The organism is Lentzea atacamensis, assembly GCF_003269295.1.
Taxonomy (GTDB): domain Bacteria; phylum Actinomycetota; class Actinomycetes; order Mycobacteriales; family Pseudonocardiaceae; genus Lentzea; species Lentzea atacamensis.
Genome location: NZ_QLTT01000009.1, coordinates 44,386 through 62,171, shown reverse-complemented (window position 1 = coordinate 62,171; position 17,786 = coordinate 44,386). Strand labels below are relative to the sequence as shown.

The window sequence follows — 17,786 nt, the reverse complement described above, 5'->3', positions numbered from 1 at the left end:
TGAAGCCCTGGTACGAGCGGTTCATGTGGCCGATGACCGGCGCAGTGCTGGTGCTCGGCCTGCTAGGGGCGCTGTTCGTGTTTCGGCGCCGGCTGAAGGACGACGGGGTGGGCGCCGTGAGCGGTGACGAGGCCGGGCAGGCGTTCGCGGCTGGTCACAACGACCCGGCACCGGGGAGTGCCCGGTAGCAGCGGAACGACCTGGGCCGTGTCGGCGGCGTTGTCGAGGACGATCAGCATTCGCCGGTTCGCCAGCAACGTGCGGTAGAGCGCCGTCTGCGCGTGCGGCTCCGGCGGGATGCCGTCAGGGCTGGTGCCGAGAGCGGTGATGAGCTCGCGGACGACGTCGCCCGGGTCGCTGCCGGTCAGGTCCACGAACAGCTGGCCGTCCGGGTAGCCGGCGGCGTGCGCGTGCGCCCAGTGCAGCGCGAGCCACGTCTTGCCGGCGCCCGCCGGTCCGGTGATCGTGACGATCGGCCCGTCGCCGAGTGCCGCGAGCTCGGCCTCTCTGCCCGTGAAACCCGTTGGTGCCGGCGGAAGCCGACGTGGGTTCCACTGTGGACGCTGGATCGACGCGACGAGGTCGCGCAGGGAGGGGCCGGGGTCGAGGCCGAGATCCTCCGCGAGCCGGTGCCGCAGCCGTGAGTGGTGGGCCAGCGCGTCGGACTGTCGTCCGGCGCCGATCAACGCCCGCATCAACTGCACTGCGAGCCGTTCGTCGAGCGGGCGCTCGGCCGTGCGCGCGGTCAGTTCGGCGACCAGTGTCCGGTGCTCACCAGCCGCGAGCCGTGCGTCGGTGTGATCCAGTTCGGCGGCGGTGATCTCACCGGCGACGGTCTCGCGCAGGCCGGCGAACCACGCGCCCTGCAGCCCTTCGAACGGCTCCCCGCGCACGAGGGCGATGGCCTCGCCGTGCCGGCCCTCGCCGACGAGCGAGCGGAACCTGTGCAGGTCGACGGCCGCGGGGTCGGCCTCCAGCACGTAACCGCCGGAGCGGCGCACGATCGGCAGCCCTTCCAGCGCGGCCCGCAGCCGCGACACGTAGCTGTAGAGCGCGGCCCTGGCCTGTCGCGGCGGCGCCTCACCCCACACCCGCGCGAGCAGCTTGTCGACGCCGACCACCTGGTTCACGTCGACCAGCAGCACCACCAGCACGCTCAGCTGCCGCGCGTGCCCGACGTCCACGAGCGTGGTGCCGCGCCGCACCTCCGGCGGGCCGAGCAGGCGGAACTCGAGGCTCACCGGTCCAGGAACAGCAGGGTGATCAGCAACGCCAGCAGCACCAGGTCCACGACGACGCCGGTCGGCTTCGAGTCGTACCGCAACCGGGTGATCGTGGCGCCGACCATCAGCAGCCCGAGCCCGACGGTGGCCGCGTGCGCCACCCACTGCCAGGTGACCAGGCCGACGACCAGGCCTGCGGCGCCCGCCCACTCCAGCGCGCCGATGGTCCGCCACAACGCGCTGCTCATCCGGAAGTGGTCGCGGGCCTCGAGCGACGTCTTCGCCCCGAACAGCTTCCCCGCGCCCGTGGCCACGAACAGCAGGGCCAGCACGATCGACAACGCGATGGTCAACGTCATCGCGCGAGCATACGGTTTGCGCCGCCGGTTACCCTTGTACCTACAGGCACCGATCCGGCCATCACCGGGGAGCCTCCGGAAGAACGGGCGCGAGCCTCAGTAGAACCGGACGGGACCGGCCCGTCACAGCCGAAGAACGAGAGGCTCGTCCGCGTGACGAGCAAGCGGGGTGGTACCGCGGCCTGCCGAGCCACATCGGCGTGTCGTCCTCGCGTGTCCTTCATGACCGCGAGGAGCAGTGGAGATGGCCTACCCCAGGGCCGGACAGAACGAGGTCCCGGCGCAGCCGTCCTTTCCGAACCTCGAGCAGGACGTGCTCGGGTACTGGAAGGACGACGAGACCTTCCAGGCGAGCATCGACCGCAACCCGGTGGGTGAGAACGGCGCCAACGAGTTCGTCTTCTACGACGGCCCGCCGTTCGCCAATGGCCTGCCGCACTACGGGCACCTGCTGACCGGCTACGTCAAGGACGTCGTGCCGCGTTACATGACCATGCGCGGCAAGCACGTCGAGCGCCGGTTCGGCTGGGACACGCACGGCATGCCCGCCGAGTACGAGGCGGAGAAGCAGCTCGGCATCACGCACAAGAACGAGATCGACGAGCTCGGCATCGAGAAGTTCAACGAGGCGTGCCGGACGTCCGTGCTGCAGTACACGGACCAGTGGCGCGACTACGTGACGCGGCAGGCGCGCTGGGTCGACTTCGACAACGACTACAAGACGCTCGACCTCGACTACATGGAAAGCGTCATGTGGGCGTTCAAGGCCTTGTGGGACAAGGGCTTGATCTACGAGGGCTTCCGCGTGCTCTGGTACTGCTGGCGTTGCGAGACGCCGTTGTCCAACACCGAGACCAAGATGGACGACGCCTACCGCGACCGGCAGGACCCCGCCGTCACGGTGGCGCTGCGCCTCGAGTCCGGGGAGAAGGCCCTGGTCTGGACGACGACGCCGTGGACGCTGCCGAGCAACCTCGCGGCCGCCGTGCACCCCGACGTCGACTACGTGACCGTGGAAGCGAACGGGGAGCGCTACCTGCTCGCCGAGGCCCGTGTCGCGGCGTACGCGCGCGAGCTCGGCGAGGAGCCCGAGGTCGTCGCCCGCTACAAGGGCTCGGACCTGATCGGCAAGAAGTACCTGCCGCCGTTCGACTTCTTCGTGGGCCGCGAGAACGCGCACCAGGTGCTGGCCGCGGACTACGTGACCACCGACGACGGCACCGGCATCGTCCACATCGCACCGGCGTTCGGTGAGGACGACAAGGTCGTGACGGACGCGGCGGGCATCGAGGTCGTCGTGCCGGTCGGCTCGGACGGCAAGTTCACCGCCGAGGTGGCGCCGTACGCGGGCGTGCACGTGTTCGAGGCGAACAAGCTGATCATCCGCGACCTCAAGGAAGCGGGCCTGCTGCTGCGCCACGAGACCTACGACCACCCGTACCCGCACTGCTGGCGGTGTGCGAACCCGCTGATCCAGCGCGCGCTTTCTGCGTGGTTCGTCGCGGTCACGCAGTTCAAGGACCGGATGGTCGAGCTCAACCAGCAGATCAACTGGGTGCCCGGCCACATCAAGGACGGCCAGTTCGGCAAGTGGCTCGAGAACGCGCGCGACTGGAACATCTCGCGCAACCGGTACTGGGGTTCGCCGCTGCCGGTGTGGGTGTCGGACAACCCCGAGTTCCCGCGCACGGACGTGTACGGGTCGCTGGACGAGCTGGAGCGCGACTTCGGTGTGCGCCCGGACAACCTGCACCGGCCGTTCATCGACGAGCTGACGCGGCCGAACCCGGACGACCCGAGCGGGAAGTCCACGATGCGGCGCGTGCCGGACGTGCTCGACTGCTGGTTCGAGTCGGGCTCGATGTCGTTCGCGCAGGTGCACTACCCGTTCGAGAACGCGGAGTGGTTCGAGAACCACTACCCCGGCGACTTCATCGTCGAGTACAACGGGCAGACGCGCGGCTGGTTCTACACGCTGCACGTGCTCGCGACGGCGTTGTTCGACCGGCCCGCGTTCCGCGACTGCGTGGCGCACGGCATCGTGCTCGGTGACGACGGCCAGAAGATGTCCAAGTCGCTGAAGAACTACCCGGACGTCAACGAGGTCTTCGACCGCGACGGCTCGGACGCGATGAGGTGGTTCCTCATGGCGTCGCCGATCCTGCGCGGTGGCGACCTGGTGGTGACCGAGCGCGGCATCAGGGACGCGGTGCGCCAGGCGGTGCTGCCGCTGTGGAACTCCTGGTACTTCCTCGCGTTGTACGCCAACGCTTCCGGGAAGGAGGGCACCTGGCGGACCGACTCCTCGCACGTGCTGGACCGCTATGCGCTCGCGAAGACGCACGACCTGGTGCGCGACGTCCAGGCGGCGATGGACGTCTACGACATCTCCGGCGCGTGCCAGATGGTGCGCGAGTACCTGGAGGTGCTCACGAACTGGTACGTGCGGCGGTCGCGGCAGCGGTTCTGGGACGGTGAGCAGGACGCGATCGACACCCTGCACACGGTGCTGGAGGTCGTCACGCGCGTGGCGGCGCCGTTGCTGCCGTACACGACCGAGGTCGTGTGGCGCGGGCTGACCGGTGGGCGTTCGGTGCACCTGACGGACTTCCCGTCGGTGTCCGACCTGCCGGCGGACGACGCTCTCGTGACGGCGATGGACGAGGTGCGCGCGGTCTGCTCGACGGCGTTGTCCCTGCGCAAGGGGAACAAGCTGCGCGTGCGGCTTCCGTTGGCGCGCTTGACGGTCGCGTCGCCGGTCGCGGCGTCGCTGGAGGACTTCGCCGAGATCGTGCGCGACGAGGTCAACGTCAAGGAGGTCTCGCTGACCACCGACGTCGACGCGTACGGGCAGTTCCAGCTCGTGGTGAACGCACGCGCCGCCGGTCCGCGCCTCGGGCCGAACGTGCAGAAGGTCATCAAGGCCGTCAAGGCCGGTGACTGGTCCGAAGTGGACGGACGGATCGTCGCCGCCGGTGTCGAGCTGTTCGAGGGCGAGTACGAACAGCGGCTGGTGGCAACCGATCCGGCTGCCACGGCGGCACTGCCGGGTGGCGCCGGCGTCGTCGTGCTCGACACGGTGGTGACGCCGGAGCTGGAGGCCGAGGGTGTCGCGCGTGACCTGGTGCGCGTGGTCCAGCAGGCGCGCAAGGACGCCGCGCTGGACGTGTCCGACCGGATCACGCTGACGCTGGAACTGCCGGACGCGGTGCGCTCCGCCGTGGAGCCGCACCTGGAGTTCGTGAAGTCGGAGACGCTGACGTCGTCGGTCGTCTTCGGTGAGGGCTCCGCGGAGGGCACCGTCGGCGACGGCCTGAAGGTCAAGGTGGCTGTCGCGCGAGTGTGATCGCAGTTGTACGGGGCCGCTGTCTTCGGACGGCGGCCCCGTCGCGCGTCTGCGGCGGAAGAACTGTCAGACCCTCTCGCTACGGTCGTCCCCAGGCCAACCGGCAAGGGGAAATTGCAATGGTCTTCACTGGGGGAATGGCGCGTCCTCGTGGGCGCACTGGTCCTTTCCGCCGGAGTGGTGGCGCCCGCCAGCGCGTCGGCCGATCCGGCTTTCTGCGACACCTGGACCGAGTCCGAGCTGCCGAAGCCGGACGGTGTGGGGCCGGGCGGCGTGGCCGGTGCCGCCGGGGGTGTGGGCCGTCGGCAACGGCTCCTTCCGCTGGACGTCCGGTTCGGCGGTACTGGTCTGGAAGGACGGGCAGCTGGTCGACCAGCTGTCGTTCTTCAGAAACGTCGTCCACGCCAGCGATGTGAACTCGTCCGGCGTAGTGATCCTGACGGGTCACACCTTCCCGGCGGCGTCGCGCTGGCAGGCAGGCGTGTACACGACCCTGCGCGGCTGGCAGGGGGAGCACTGATCGAGGACGTGCCCGGCCTGCTGGACGTCGACCACATCGCGGAGGACGGCGGTCTGATCGGGTACCACTGGCCGGGCAGCGGCCCACTCGTCCCGCGCAGGGCGACGTGTCAGGCGTGACCGAGGTGTAGCCGGCGGCGTGCGCGGTGGTTCCGGCCATCGCGCACGCCTTCACGTCCGCGGACCGTTGGGGCACTACGGTTTCCGTCGTGACCGAACCGTCCACGAGGACTGCCTACGACTCCGTCGCGCCCCTCTACGCCGAGCTGTTCAGCGACGTGCTCGACACCCTGCCGCTGGAGCGCGCACTGCTGACCGCGTTCGCCGAGCTCGTGCGGGCCCACGACTCCGGGCCGGTCGCGGACGTCGGCTGCGGCCCCGGACACGTGACCGCACACCTGCACTCGCTCGGGCTGAACGCCTTCGGCATCGACCTGTCGCCCGAGATGATCGCCATCGCCCGGCGGTCCCGTCCGGATCTCCGGTTCGACGTGGGGTCGATGACCGCGCTGGACCTCGCGGACGCGGCGGTGAGCGGCCTGCTGGCGAACTACTCCTTGATCCACACGCCCCCGGAGCAGCTGCCGGTCGTGTTCGCCGAATTCGCGCGGGTGCTGGTGCCGGGCGGGTACCTCCTGCTCGGCTTCTACGCCGGCGACGATCCGGAGCCGCAGGAGTTCGACCACAAGGTCACGCTCGCCTACCGGTGGTCGCCCGGCAGTCTCGCGGACCTGGTGGGCGAGGCCGGGTTCGGCGAGGTCGCGCGGCTGGTGCGGGCGCCGAACGAGGGCGAGCGCTTCCTGCAGGGCCAGCTGCTGCTGCGCAAGCAGTCCTGATCAGACGCGCGCCGGCCGGCGCCTGATCAGCATCCGCCGCACGAACCGGACCCAGAGCGACCACCGCGCCGGCGTGGCGGGCTCGCGGCCCGCCGCCCGCTCGAAGTTGTCGAAGAGGTCCTCCAGACAGGCGTCGTGCAGCCAGCGGATCACCAGCGCCCAGCGCAGCCGTGCGCCGAGGCTGAAATTGCCGACCAGCTCGTGCCGCACCACGTTGCCCGAGGCCGACAGCGTGTGCGTGCCCTCGCCGTCGCTGAAGGCGAAGGTGATCGACTCGCCGGGTTTGAACTCCGTGCAGTGGTAGCGGATCGGGCCGTGCCCGCCGTCGGCGCCGACGCCGAGCGGGCGGTCGAACTCCTGCTTGCCCCACAGGGGTGGCCACAGCTCCTGGATGCGTTCGACGAACGGTCCGGCGGGTACCGGCAGTTCCCTCTCGTGCACGTTGCGAACCACGACACGCTCCTTCCATACGGCACCGTATGTTCGCGAAACATACGTTAGCGTACGGAAATGCGCCGCACTCGTGACGACTGGACTGAGATGGCGCTGAGAGCACTCGCGGAAGGCGGGCTGCCCGCCGTCGCGATCGAGCCGCTCGCGGCCAGGGCCGGCGCGACGAAGGGGAGCGTCTACCACCACTTCCCCAACCGCGAGGCGCTGCTGAAAGCGACCGTCGAGCGGTGGGAGCGGGAGCACACCGAGAAGGTCATCGAGCTCGTCGAGGACGAGAAGTCACCGCGGGACAAGCTCAGGACGTTGTTCGAGACGGTGCTCGACCGCACCCGCAAGGGGTCGGTGGAGATGGCTTTGCAGGCGGGTGCCGGGAACGAGGTGATCGGGCCGGTTCTCCAGCGCGTCACCGAACGGCGGCTGGGCTACCTGACCGAGCTGTTCGAGCAGCTCGGGTTCGACGCGGAGCACGCGAGGAAGCGCGCGTTGATCGCGTTCAGCCTTTACCTGGGCCAGGTGCAGATGTTCGCGACCCTGCCCGGCCTCGTCGAGCCGATGGTCGACGAGGCCGTGCAGGTGCTGACTCAGGCCGCGATCGCCCACAACGCGTAGGCGATCACGTCCGCGTTGCGGTCGAGCGCCGTGGCGTTGACGTTGGACGTGGTGTCGCAGGAGCGGTGGTAGCAGCGGTCGAAGGCCTGGCCGGCCGTGCCGCCCCACTTCCTCGCCTGGGCGGTGGTCTTGGTCTGCTCGGCACCGGTGAAGGTGCCGCCGGTCGGGATGTTCGCCGCGGCGAAGGCGGCGTGGTCGGAGCGGCCGCCGACCTTGACCAGCTCGGTCTGGACGTTCAGCGTCGTGAAACCCGCCTGCAGTCGCTGCTGCAGCGCCACCGAACCGGCGGGCTGACCGTCAGCGCCGTCGTAGACGAAGTAGCCGGGGTTCGGCGAGCCGGTCATGTCGAAGTTCAGGTAGGCCTTGATCCTCGACTTGTCCGCGGCGGACAGGGAGTTCACGTAGAACCTCGAGCCGCGCAGGCCGAGCTCCTCCGCGCCCCACCAGGCGAACCGGACGTGCCTGGTCGGCTGGAAACCGGTGGCCTTCATCTGGAGGGCGACCTCCAGGATCGACGCGGAGCCCGTGCCGTTGTCGTTGATGCCGGGTCCCGAGGTGACGCTGTCGAGGTGGCCGCCGAGCATGACAACGTTGTTCAGGTCGCCGCCGGGGTAGTCCGCGATCAGGTTGTAGCCGGTGGCGCCGTTGTAGGTGAACGACTGCACCCGCGTGGTGAAGCCCGCCGCGTCGAGCTTGCCCTTCACCCAGTTCACCGAGGCCAGGTACCCCGGACGTCCGTGCGCGCGGCTGCCGCCGTTGGCGTTCGCGATCGACTGGAACTGGTTGAGGTGGGCTTGCACGTTCGCGACGTTGATGTTGGGAGCCGCCAGAGCGGTGACTTCGGGCGGAGCGGCCGCCTGTGCTGTGGTTGCTCCGGCCACCGTCAAGGCGGCCGCCAGTGCGATGAGGATCCTCATGGTTCAACTCCGTGCAGGGTTGGGATTGAGCCACTGATCAACATGCTCCTGTGCGCATGAGCCCGGTAGGTGCGAACGGCTGGTTGTTCGACGCGTCGGATTCGTCCAATTCGGTGGTGATCACTCAGAATGGTCCAGGTGGGTGACGTCACCGTCGTGCTGGGCATCGGCGCCGCCGTCCTGCTGATCTCCGTGATCGCGGTGCGCGTGTCGATCCGGCTTGGGCTGCCCTCGTTGCTGCTGTACCTGGGCATCGGCGTGGTCCTCGGCGAGTCCGTGCTCGGCATCAACTTCGACGACGCCGACCTCACCCAGTCGCTCGGCGTCGCGGCCCTCGTGCTGATCTTGACCGAGGGTGGGCTCACGACCCGCTGGCAGGCCGTGAAGACGTCGCTGTGGTTAGGCGTCGCACTGTCCACAGTGGCCGTTGCGGTGAGCGTCGCGATCACCGGCACGGCATTGCACCACCTGCTCGGCCTCGACTGGCGGATGGCGTTGCTGTGGGGAGCGGTGCTGTCCTCGACGGACGCGGCGGCCGTGTTCAGCGTGCTGCGGTCATTGGGCGTGGGAGCGCGGCTCACGGGCGCGCTCGAACTGGAGTCAGGTCTCAACGACGCACCCGTCTACATCGCCGTCGTGCTGCTGGCCTCCGCGGACCAGATCACCTGGACCGCGCCGCTGCTCGTGCTCTACGAACTGGCCGCGGGCGCGCTCATCGGTGTCGCACTGGGCATCCTCGGCGGTGCCGGGCTGAGACGCGCGGCGCTGCCCGCCACCGGTCTGTACCCGCTCGCCACGGTGGCGGTGTGCGTCATGGCCTACACGGCGGGCGATCTGCTGCACGCGTCCGGATTCCTCGCCACCTACGTCGCGGCTCTGGTGCTGGGCAACGCCCGCCTGCCGCACCGCGCGGACACCCTCTCCTTCGCCGAAGGTCTCGGCTGGCTCGCCCAGATCGGGCTCTTCGTCCTGCTCGGCCTCTACGCGTCGCCGTCGCGGCTGCTCGACGTGCTGGTTCCCGCGCTGATCGCGGGCGTCGTGGTGACGCTCGTGGCACGGCCGTTGTCCGTCGTCCTCGCCGCGCTGCCGTTCAAGGTGCCGTGGCGGGAGCAGGTGTTCCTCTCCTGGTCGGGGCTGCGCGGTGCGGTGCCGATCGTGTTCGCGCTGATCCCGCTGATCCAGGGTGTCGAAGGCGCGCGTGAGCTGGTCGACGCGGTGTTCGTGCTGGTCATCGTGCTGACGGTGGTGCAGGGCACGACGTTGCCGTTCCTCGCGCGGCGTCTCGGCCTGGTGCGCGCGGGTGAGCCGCAGGAGGTGCAGGTCGACTCCTCGCCGTTGGACGAGCTGAGCGCCGAGCTGCTGCAGGTGCACATCCAGCGCGGGTCGAAGCTGCACGGCGTCTACATGTCCGAGCTGCGGCTGCCGATCGGTGCCACGGTGAGCCTCGTCGTGCGTGCCGGGAAGAGTTTCACGCCACAACCGACGACGCGGCTGCAGACTGACGACCAGTTGCTCATCGTCACCACCGAAGAAGCGCGTGACGCTGCTGAGCGGCGCATTCGTGCCGTCGACCGGGCCGGTCGCTACGCACGGTGGAAGGGTGAGACCGGCGATTAGTTCTGTCTCCGAGGCTTCTCAGCATGTGATCGGGAGTCGACGAGCGCCGCGAGGCTCCGCTAACGTCGTCGGCAGGTCATGAGAGCCAGCGTCAAGCCCAAGCTTGCTGGCCGGCAACCCTCCAACCGCGGTGGGGTGCCCTTGGTGAGGACCTGGTCCGGCGCGTGGGGCGCCGGTCAAGCGCGGGCCTTCGCGACACGGGGCCCCTGGCCTCGGAGGCAGCTCGATGACGCTCGCGATCACCAAGACCACCGGCACTGCGGTTCCGGCTGTTGTCGGCTCTGACCTGCGTGTTCCGCTGGTGACCGGAGAGCGCGTCACCTACGCCAACCTCGACCACGCGGCCAGCGCGCCGTGTCTTCAGGAGGTGCGCGACGCCGTCGACGAGCTGCTGCCCTGGTACGCCAGCGTGCACCGCGGCGCCGGGTTCGCCTCCCAGGTCTCGACCCGCGTCTACGAGCAGGCGCGTGACCGCATCCGCAAGTTCGTCGGGGCGCACTCCTCCGACACCGTGGTCTTCACCCGCAACACCACCGATTCGCTGAACCTGTTGGCGCGCAGCGTTCCTCGCGGCACCGCGGTCGTTCTCTTCGACAGCGAGCACCACGCGGCGCTGCTGCCCTGGCGTGGTCCCAACGTTCAGCGGATCCCCGCTCCTGCTTCGTCCGGCGCTGCAGTGGTCGCGCTGGACCGGGCTCTGGCCGCCGCCCCGGTCGGCCCTCGGCTCGTGATCGTCACCGGGGCGTCCAACGTCACGGGGGAGCTGTGGCCGGTCGCGGAGCTCGCGAAGGTCGCCCGCAGGCACGGCGCGCGGATCGCGCTCGACGCCGCGCAGCTCGCCCCGCACCGCCCGATCGACGTGCGTGAGCTGGGCGTCGACTACGTCGCGTTCTCCGGCCACAAGATCTACGCGCCGTTCGGTGCCGGTGTGCTGGTCGGCCGCGCGGACTGGCTGCAGCAGGCCCAGCCGTACCTGGTGGGCGGCGGCGCGACGTCGAAGGTGACCGACCACGGTGACCGGCTCGGCGTGGCCTGGTCCGCGGTGCCCGAGCGGCACGAGGCCGGCAGCCCCAACGTCGTCGGTGTGCACGCGCTGGCCGCGGCCTGCGAGATCCTGTCGCGGCACTGGGAGCAGACCGTCGCGCACGAGCAGGAGCTGCTGACGCGCCTGCGGGACGGCCTGCGCACGATCCCGGGCTTCCGCGAGCTGTCGATCCTGGCCGACGCCGACAAGGTGGGCGTCGTGAGCTTCACCATCCCCGGCTTCGACGCGGGCTTCCTCGCGGCCGCCCTGTCCGCCGAGTACGGCATCGGCGTCCGTGACGGAGCGTTCTGTGCCCACGTGATCGTCGGACGGCTCGTCAAGCAGGCTGGGGCGCACGAGGACCGCGCTGTCCGCGCCTCGATCGGCCTGGGTACGACGGCCGAGCACGTCGATCGTCTGGTGGCCGCGTTGCGCACTCTGGTCACCGAGGGTCCGAAGTGGACCTACACGCAGCGCGACGGCCGCTGGGTGGCCGAGGACGACAGCCGAACCCTGCCGCCGTTCCTCGCGTAGTCCCGGTCGTGGACAATGACCTGGTGAGTGACGAGTCCAAGGCCGCGGAGACTCCTGCCGAGGAGCAGGTCAGCGAGTCGAAACCGGCCGAGGAACCCGCGAAGCCCGAGGCGGGCGAGCAGGGGAAGGCCGCGGAGAAGCCGGCGGCCGAGGTCGTCGAGCCGGAGTTCTCGATCACCGGTTCGCTGCCGGAGCCGCGGACCGGGATCCTCGCGATCCTGGCCGGTGGCGTGCTGGCCCTGGACGTGCTCACCAAAGTCCTGTCCGTGGCGTTCCTCGAGGATGCCGACCCGATCAAGCTGTTCGGCGGCGTGCTCTACCTCACGTTCGTCCGCAACCCCGGCGCCGCGTTCGGCCTGGCCGAGGGCATGACGTGGATCCTCGCGCTCATCGCGCTGGGCGTCGCCGGGTTCATCCTCTGGATCTCGCGCAACCTGCGCTCCCAGCCCTGGGCCGTCGGACTGGGACTGGTGCTCGGCGGCGCCGTCGGCAACCTCGCCGACCGCCTCTTCCGCGAGCCGGGCCCGATGCGCGGCCACGTGGTCGACTTCCTGTCGCTGTTCGACCCGTTCGGCCAGGTGTGGCCGGTGTTCAACGTCGCGGACATGGCGATCGTCAGCGGTGGAGCGACGATCATCGTGCTGGCGCTCATGCGGCACGACTACGACGGAACGGTCCACAAGGACGCTCCTGCCCCGGTGGTGCAGGACGGTCTGCAGGAGTCGAAGTAGCTGCTCCTGGTAGGTTCAGCAGGTTCTGCAAGGAGAAGAAGGTCGAGGCCCCGCGCGTGAGCGGATACCGAACGCTGCCGATTCCCGACGGTTTGGACGGCATGCGTGTCGACGCTGGCCTCGCGAAGCTCCTGGGCTTGTCGCGCACCGTCGTCGCGGCCATCGCCGATGCCGACGACGTGCTGATCGACGGCCGTGTCGTCGGCAAGTCCGACCGCCTGACGGCCGGCGCGATGCTGGAGATCACCCTGCCGGCGCCGCCGCAGCCGGTCACCGTCCAGGCGATTCCCGTCGAGGGCCTCGTCGTGATCCACGAGGACGACGACATCATCGTCGTGGACAAGCCCGTGGGCGTCGCGGTGCACCCGTCACCCGGCTGGACCGGGCCGACCGTCGTCGGCGGGCTCGCCGCGGCGGGCCACCGGATCGCCACGTCGGGTGCCGCGGAACGGCAGGGCGTCGTGCATCGCCTCGACGTGGGCACCACCGGTGTGATGGTCGTGGCGAAGTCCGAGTCGGCCTACTCCGCTTTGAAGCACGCCTTCAAAGAACGGACCGTCGACAAGGTCTACCACGCGCTCGTGCAGGGCCACCCCGACCCGATCAAGGGCACCATCGACGCCCCGATCGACCGGCACCCCAAGCACGACTACAAGTTCGCGGTGATGAACTCCGGCAAGCCGTCGATCACCCACTACGAGGTGATCGAGGCGTTCCGCGCGGCCTCGTTCGTCGAGGTGCACCTGGAGACCGGCCGCACGCACCAGATCCGCGTGCACTTCTCGGCGCTGCACCACCCGTGCGTCGGCGACCTGACCTACGGGGCGGACCCCACGCTGGCCAAGCGGCTCGGCGTCGCGCGGCAGTGGCTGCACGCGCGCCAGCTCGGGTTCCACCACCCCGGCACCGGCGAGTGGGTCACGTTCACCTCGGAGTACCCGGCCGACCTGGCCGTCGCGCTGGAGAAGCTGCGCGAAGAGGGCTGACCGCGGGCGGGCTAGTCCTCGACCGTCCACACGAGCGTGTTGAAGTCCACCTCGGGACGCACGCTCCAGCGGATCTGGATCACATCGGTCGTCTCGGGCAGCACGAACACCGTGTGGCCACCGGCCGTCTCGCCCGGCTGCACGCCGAGCTTGTGCGCGGGCCGCGAGGACAGCGACACGGGAGCCTTCGTCACGGTCTCGCCGGTCTTGGTGACCAGGACCAGGTACATGTCCGGCAGCGAGGTGTACGGCACCTGCGAGGTGTTCGTGATCTCGGTGTGGACGACCACGGCCCGTTCACCCTCGGCCAGCTTGTAGCCCGCAGCGGTGAAGAGGAAGTCCGCAGGGTCGACGAACTCGACCAGCTGGATGGACAGACGCGCGCCCTCGAGGCTGTCCGCTTCCAGGGCCGAGCCGATCTTGCCGGTCCGCGAGACGGGCCTGGGCTGCGGCTGGTCCGCGCGCACCCAGCCGGCCGACTGCGGCGGGCCCCAGGTGGCCTGGGGCTGCGCCGGCGGCTGCTGGGCGGGGAAGGGCTGGCTGACCGGGTTCTGCGGCGCGTACGGGACCTGGTGCGGGCCGCTCACGTGGTGTGGACCGCTCTGGTGCACCGCGTGAGGACCAGAGGCCGGTGGGCCCATGTAGTTGCCGTACGCGGCGGCGTTCGCGAGCGCCCGGCGGATGCCGTTGGGGTCGCACTCCACGCCCACCAGCAGCGGAAGGCCGCTGCCGGAGAGGGTGATCAGACGCATGGCGGCTTCCCTCGGATCCATGCCGAGGCGCTGGGCGATCTCGTGCACGGCGGCACGGCCCGAGTCGGCCAGCATCGCCAGGAGTCGAGCGTCAACGGGATCAGGGGCCACCACGAATTGAACGCTACCTCGCGCTTGCGATCTTCGCGTCACCGCCTGGCAGGTCGTAGATCACGCGACAGGCCGCAGAGGGGTTCGTGACCCGAGATTTCGCGCGGGATAGGGTTGGCAGATCCGGATTCGCGTCCTTCCCACGCGTCCGTTCGATCTCCTGGAGGTACCGTGGCGGACTCGTTTGTGCACCTGCACGTGCACACCGAGTACTCGATGCTCGACGGTGCGGCGAAGCTCAAGGACATGTTCGCCGAGTGCGAGCGCATGGGCATGCCCGCCGCCGCCATCACCGACCACGGCAACATGTACGGCGCCTACGACTTCTTCAAGCAGGCGACGGCGGCCGGGGTCAAGCCGATCATCGGCATCGAGGCGTACATGGCGCCGGACTCGCGCTTCAACAAGAAGCGCGTGCTGTGGGGCGACCCCGGGCAGAAGGCCGACGACGTGTCGGCGTCCGGTGCGTACACCCACCAGACGATCTGGGCGCGCAACGTCGAGGGTCTGCACAACCTCATGAAGCTGTCCAGCCTCGCCTCCACCGAGGGGCAGCTGGGCAAGTGGCCGCGGATGGACGCCGAGCTCATCGCCGAGCACTCCGCTGGTCTGATGGCGACGACCGGGTGCCCGTCGGGCGAGGTGCAGACGCGCCTGCGGCTGGGGCACGAGAAGGAAGCTCTCGAGGCTGCCGCCAAGTGGCAGGAGATCTACGGCAAAGAGAACTTCTTCATGGAGATCATGGACCACGGCATCGAGATCGAGAGCCGGGTCCGCGGCGGGTTGCTGGAGATCCAGAAGAAGCTCGACATCCCGTTCGTCGTGACGAACGACTCGCACTACACGTACCCGACGGACAAGGACACGCACGAGGCGCTGCTCTGCATCCAGACCGGTAAGACGCTGCAGGACCCGACGCGGTTCAAGTTCGACGGCACGGGCTACTACCTGAAGTCGCCGGAGGAGATGCGCGCGGTCGACTCGAGCGACGCGTGGCAGGAGGGGTGCCGCAACACCCTGCTGATCGCGGAGAAGGTCGACACGACCGGCATGTTCGAGTTCAAGAACCTCATGCCGCGGTACCCGGTGCCGGAGGGGCTGACGGAGGACCAGTACTTCCGCGACGAGGTCTGGCGCGGCATGCACCGCCGGTTCCCGAACGGGGTCGACGAGGAGCACACCAAGCAGGTCGAGTTCGAGATCAGCGTCATCCTGCAGATGGGGTTCCCGTCGTACTTCCTCGTCGTCGCGGACTTCATCAACTGGGCCAAGTCCAACGGCATCCGCGTCGGTCCCGGCCGTGGTTCTGCCGCCGGCGCGCTGATCGCGTACGCCCTGGGCATCACGGACCTCGACCCGCTGCCGCACGGCCTGATCTTCGAGCGGTTCCTGAACCCCGACCGCGTCAGCCCTCCCGACATCGACATCGACTTCGACGAGCGCCGGCGCGGTGACGTCATCCGGTACGTGACGGAGAAGTGGGGCAAGGAGAACGTCGCCCAGGTCATCACGTTCGGCACCATCAAGGCGAAGGCGGCCATCAAGGACTCGGCGCGAGTCCTGTACGGCCAGCCCGGTTACGCGGTCGCCGACCGGATCTCCAAGGCGATGCCGCCCGCCGTCATGGGCAAGGACATCCCGCTGTCCGGCATCTTCGACTCGTCGCACAAGCGGTACGCCGAGGCCGCCGAGGTGCGCGGGCTCTACGACACGGACCCGCAGGTCAAGGAGATCATCGACACCGGGCGCGGGCTCGAGGGCCTGATCCGCAACGCCGGTGTGCACGCCTGTGCGGTCATCATGTCCGCGGAGCCGCTCACCGACCACATCCCGGTCTGGATGCGCCCGCAGGACGGGTCGATCATCACGCAGTTCGACTACCCGACCTGCGAGACGCTCGGCCTGCTGAAGATGGACTTCCTGGGTCTGTCGAACCTCACGACGATCGACGACGCCCTGCGCAACATCGAGCTCAACGGCAAGGGCAAGATCGACATCACCGACGGCACCCAGGTGCCGCTCGACGACAAGAAGACGTACGAGCTGCTCGGCCGCGGCGACACGCTGGGCGTGTTCCAGCTCGACGGTTCGGCGCTGCGCGACCTGCTGCGGCTGATGAAGCCGGACAACTTCGAAGACGTCTCGGCCGTCATCGCCCTGTACCGGCCGGGTCCGATGGGTGCGAACTCGCACATCAACTACGCGCTGCGCAAGAACAAGCAGCAGGAGATCACCCCGATCCACGAGGAGCTGCGGGAGTCGCTCGCGGAGATCCTCGACACGACCTACGGCCTGATCGTCTACCAGGAGCAGGTCATGGCGATCGCGCGGAAGGTCGCGGGCTACACGCTGGCCCAAGCGGACCTGCTCCGCCGCGCGATGGGCAAGAAGAAGAAGGAGATCCTCGACAAGGAGTTCGAGGGCTTCGAGAAGGGCATGATCGACCAGGGGTACTCGAAAGAGGCGATCAAGACCCTCTGGGACATCCTGGTCCCGTTCGCCGACTACGCGTTCAACAAGGCGCACTCCGCCACCTACGGCGTCATCGCGTACTGGACCGCGTACCTCAAGGCGAACTACCCGGCCGAGTACATGGCCGCGCTGCTCACGACGAACTCGGACAACAAGGACAAGTCGGCGATCTACCTCGCCGAGTGCCGCCGCATGGGCATCACGGTGCTCCCGCCGGACGTCAACGAGTCCGAGCGCGAGTTCGCCCCGGTCGGCACCGACATCCGCTTCGGTCTCGGCGCGATCCGCAACGTCGGCGCCAACGTCGTCGACGCGATCATCAAGGCGCGCAAGGAGAAGGGGAAGTTCGTCGACTTCTCCGACTTCCTGCGCAAGATCGACGCCACGGCCTGCAACAAGAAGGTCGTCGAGTCGCTGATCAAGGCGGGCGCCTTCGACTCGCTCGGCCACCCGCGCAAGGGCCTGCACATGGTCCACGTGGACGCCGTCGACGCCGTGATGATCACGAAGAAGGAAGAGGCCAAGGGTCAGTTCGACCTCTTCGGCGGCGGTGACGCGTCCGACGACGACATCGCTGGCGTGTTCGACGTCAAGATCCCGCAGGAGCAGTGGGAGTCCAAGCACCAGCTCGCCCTGGAACGCGAGATGCTCGGCCTCTACGTCTCCGGCCACCCGCTGAACGGCGTCGAGCACGTGCTGGAGTCGTACTCCGACGCCTCGATCGCGCGGATCCTCGAAGGCGACGTCCCCGACGGCACCCAGGTCACCATCGGCGGCATCCTCGCCTCGGTGATGCGCCGGGTGAACAAGAACGGCGAGTCGTGGGCCTCCGCCCAGCTGGAGGACCTCGCCGGTGGCATCGAGGTGCTGTTCTTCCCCAAGAGCTTCATGGTGCACGGCATGTCCGTGGTCGAGGACGCGATCGTGCTCGTCAAGGCCCGCGTGGCCAAGCGCGACGACCGCATCTCGCTGATCGCGAACGACCTGGTGGTGCCGGACCTGAGCGAGATCGGGTCGCGGGCGATGCGGCTGAAGATGCCTGCCACCAAGTGCCGGCCGGAGATCGTCACGCAGCTCAAGGAGGTGCTGCGGGCGCACCCCGGCTCGACCGAGGTGCACCTCAACCTGGTGATCAACGCGTCGCGCAACACCGTGCTGAAGCTGGACGACGCGCTGCGGGTGGCGCCCACGCCGTCGCTGATGGGTGACCTGAAGGCGCTGCTCGGACCGGGATGTCTCGGCTAGCTGAGAAATGTCCCGGCTAGCTGAGAAATAGTGGCCAGCCATGAGTTAACGG

At 68.9% G+C, this 17,786-nt stretch carries 14 protein-coding genes and 1 riboswitch; of the genes, 9 read left to right on the top strand and 5 right to left on the bottom strand.

All coding sequences use genetic code 11. The features are described from left to right. Positions 1-62: 62 nt before the first annotated feature. Both C8D87_RS33485 and C8D87_RS33480 read right to left on the bottom strand, forming a co-directional pair. Positions 63-1,241 carry an AfsR/SARP family transcriptional regulator gene (locus C8D87_RS33485; RefSeq protein WP_112229702.1) on the bottom strand — a complete coding sequence of 393 codons (1,179 nt, stop codon included), beginning with the start codon at positions 1,239-1,241 and terminating at the stop codon, positions 63-65. Then, positions 1,238-1,582 carry a DoxX family protein gene (locus C8D87_RS33480; RefSeq protein WP_112229701.1) on the bottom strand — a complete coding sequence of 115 codons (345 nt, stop codon included), beginning with the start codon at positions 1,580-1,582 and terminating at the stop codon, positions 1,238-1,240. The genes C8D87_RS33485 and C8D87_RS33480 overlap by 4 nt, the downstream gene beginning before the upstream one ends. A gap of 244 nt (positions 1,583-1,826) precedes the next feature. Here C8D87_RS33480 and ileS point away from each other — a divergent pair, with 244 nt between their 5' ends. The 3 genes from ileS (at position 1,827) to C8D87_RS33465 (ending at position 6,283) form a co-directional block, all read left to right on the top strand. After that, positions 1,827-4,928: an isoleucine--tRNA ligase gene (gene ileS, locus C8D87_RS33475; RefSeq protein WP_112230061.1), complete on the top strand. Its 3,102-nt coding sequence runs from the start codon at positions 1,827-1,829 to the stop codon at positions 4,926-4,928. Between the two features lie 256 nt (positions 4,929-5,184). After that, on the top strand, positions 5,185-5,448 hold the full coding sequence (locus C8D87_RS33470) for a hypothetical protein (protein ID WP_112229700.1): 264 nt from the start codon (positions 5,185-5,187) through the stop codon (positions 5,446-5,448). Positions 5,449-5,656: 208 nt separating this feature from the next. Beyond that, a complete protein-coding gene (locus C8D87_RS33465) occupies positions 5,657-6,283 on the top strand; it encodes a class I SAM-dependent methyltransferase (RefSeq protein WP_112230059.1) in 627 nt (208 codons plus the stop codon). On the opposite strand, the gene C8D87_RS33460 is transcribed toward C8D87_RS33465, so the two are convergent. Further along, entirely contained in the window at positions 6,284-6,736 is a 453-nt protein-coding gene (locus tag C8D87_RS33460) for an SRPBCC family protein (protein ID WP_112229699.1), read from the bottom strand. Positions 6,737-6,793: 57 nt separating this feature from the next. Between C8D87_RS33460 and C8D87_RS33455 the strand changes: the two genes are divergently transcribed. Beyond that, complete coding sequence (locus C8D87_RS33455; RefSeq protein ID WP_112229698.1) at positions 6,794-7,345, top strand: TetR/AcrR family transcriptional regulator; 552 nt, start codon at positions 6,794-6,796, stop codon at positions 7,343-7,345. Here C8D87_RS33455 and C8D87_RS33450 read toward each other — a convergent pair. Continuing rightward, positions 7,318-8,262: a M28 family metallopeptidase gene (locus C8D87_RS33450; RefSeq protein WP_112229697.1), complete on the bottom strand. Its 945-nt coding sequence runs from the start codon at positions 8,260-8,262 to the stop codon at positions 7,318-7,320. The genes C8D87_RS33455 and C8D87_RS33450 overlap by 28 nt on opposite strands. 138 nt (positions 8,263-8,400) lie before the next feature. On the opposite strand from C8D87_RS33450, the gene C8D87_RS33445 reads away from it, so the two are divergent. The 4 genes from C8D87_RS33445 to C8D87_RS33430 all read left to right on the top strand — a co-directional run bounded on the left by C8D87_RS33445 (position 8,401) and on the right by C8D87_RS33430 (position 13,154). Next, the gene (locus C8D87_RS33445) at positions 8,401-9,879 is read left to right on the top strand and encodes a potassium/proton antiporter (RefSeq protein WP_112230057.1); all 1,479 of its coding nucleotides are present in this window, start codon (positions 8,401-8,403) and stop codon (positions 9,877-9,879) included. Between the two features lie 74 nt (positions 9,880-9,953). Continuing rightward, positions 9,954-10,068, top strand: a riboswitch (SAM riboswitch). Between the two features lie 37 nt (positions 10,069-10,105). After that, positions 10,106-11,437 (top strand): aminotransferase class V-fold PLP-dependent enzyme, encoded by a 1,332-nt coding sequence (locus C8D87_RS33440; RefSeq protein WP_112229696.1) that lies wholly within the window; start codon positions 10,106-10,108, stop codon positions 11,435-11,437. Between the two features lie 23 nt (positions 11,438-11,460). Continuing rightward, the gene (gene lspA, locus C8D87_RS33435; protein ID WP_215732568.1) at positions 11,461-12,168 is read left to right on the top strand and encodes a signal peptidase II; all 708 of its coding nucleotides are present in this window, start codon (positions 11,461-11,463) and stop codon (positions 12,166-12,168) included. 101 nt (positions 12,169-12,269) lie between these two features. Beyond that, positions 12,270-13,154: an RluA family pseudouridine synthase gene (locus C8D87_RS33430; protein WP_112230055.1), complete on the top strand. Its 885-nt coding sequence runs from the start codon at positions 12,270-12,272 to the stop codon at positions 13,152-13,154. 11 nt (positions 13,155-13,165) lie between these two features. On the opposite strand, the gene C8D87_RS33425 is transcribed toward C8D87_RS33430, so the two are convergent. After that, the gene (locus tag C8D87_RS33425) at positions 13,166-13,981 is read right to left on the bottom strand and encodes an AsnC family protein (protein WP_112229694.1); all 816 of its coding nucleotides are present in this window, start codon (positions 13,979-13,981) and stop codon (positions 13,166-13,168) included. A 207-nt stretch (positions 13,982-14,188) separates the two neighbouring features. Between C8D87_RS33425 and dnaE the strand changes: the two genes are divergently transcribed. After that, positions 14,189-17,734: a DNA polymerase III subunit alpha gene (gene dnaE, locus C8D87_RS33420; RefSeq protein WP_109633576.1), complete on the top strand. Its 3,546-nt coding sequence runs from the start codon at positions 14,189-14,191 to the stop codon at positions 17,732-17,734. The last annotated feature ends 52 nt before the right edge of the window (positions 17,735-17,786 follow it).

Excerpts from the sequence above, each read along its gene's own strand:
- C8D87_RS33480 (WP_112229701.1), bottom strand. The coding sequence starts at position 1,582 with ATGACGTTGACCATCGCGTTGTCGATCGTGCTGGCCCTGCTGTTCGTG.
- ileS (WP_112230061.1), top strand. The coding sequence starts at position 1,827 with ATGGCCTACCCCAGGGCCGGACAGAACGAGGTCCCGGCGCAGCCGTCC.
- C8D87_RS33455 (WP_112229698.1), top strand. The coding sequence starts at position 6,794 with ATGCGCCGCACTCGTGACGACTGGACTGAGATGGCGCTGAGAGCACTC.
- C8D87_RS33450 (WP_112229697.1), bottom strand. The coding sequence starts at position 8,262 with ATGAGGATCCTCATCGCACTGGCGGCCGCCTTGACGGTGGCCGGAGCA.
- C8D87_RS33440 (WP_112229696.1), top strand. The coding sequence starts at position 10,106 with ATGACGCTCGCGATCACCAAGACCACCGGCACTGCGGTTCCGGCTGTT.
- C8D87_RS33430 (WP_112230055.1), top strand. The coding sequence starts at position 12,270 with ATGCGTGTCGACGCTGGCCTCGCGAAGCTCCTGGGCTTGTCGCGCACC.
- C8D87_RS33425 (WP_112229694.1), bottom strand. The coding sequence starts at position 13,981 with ATGCTGGCCGACTCGGGCCGTGCCGCCGTGCACGAGATCGCCCAGCGC.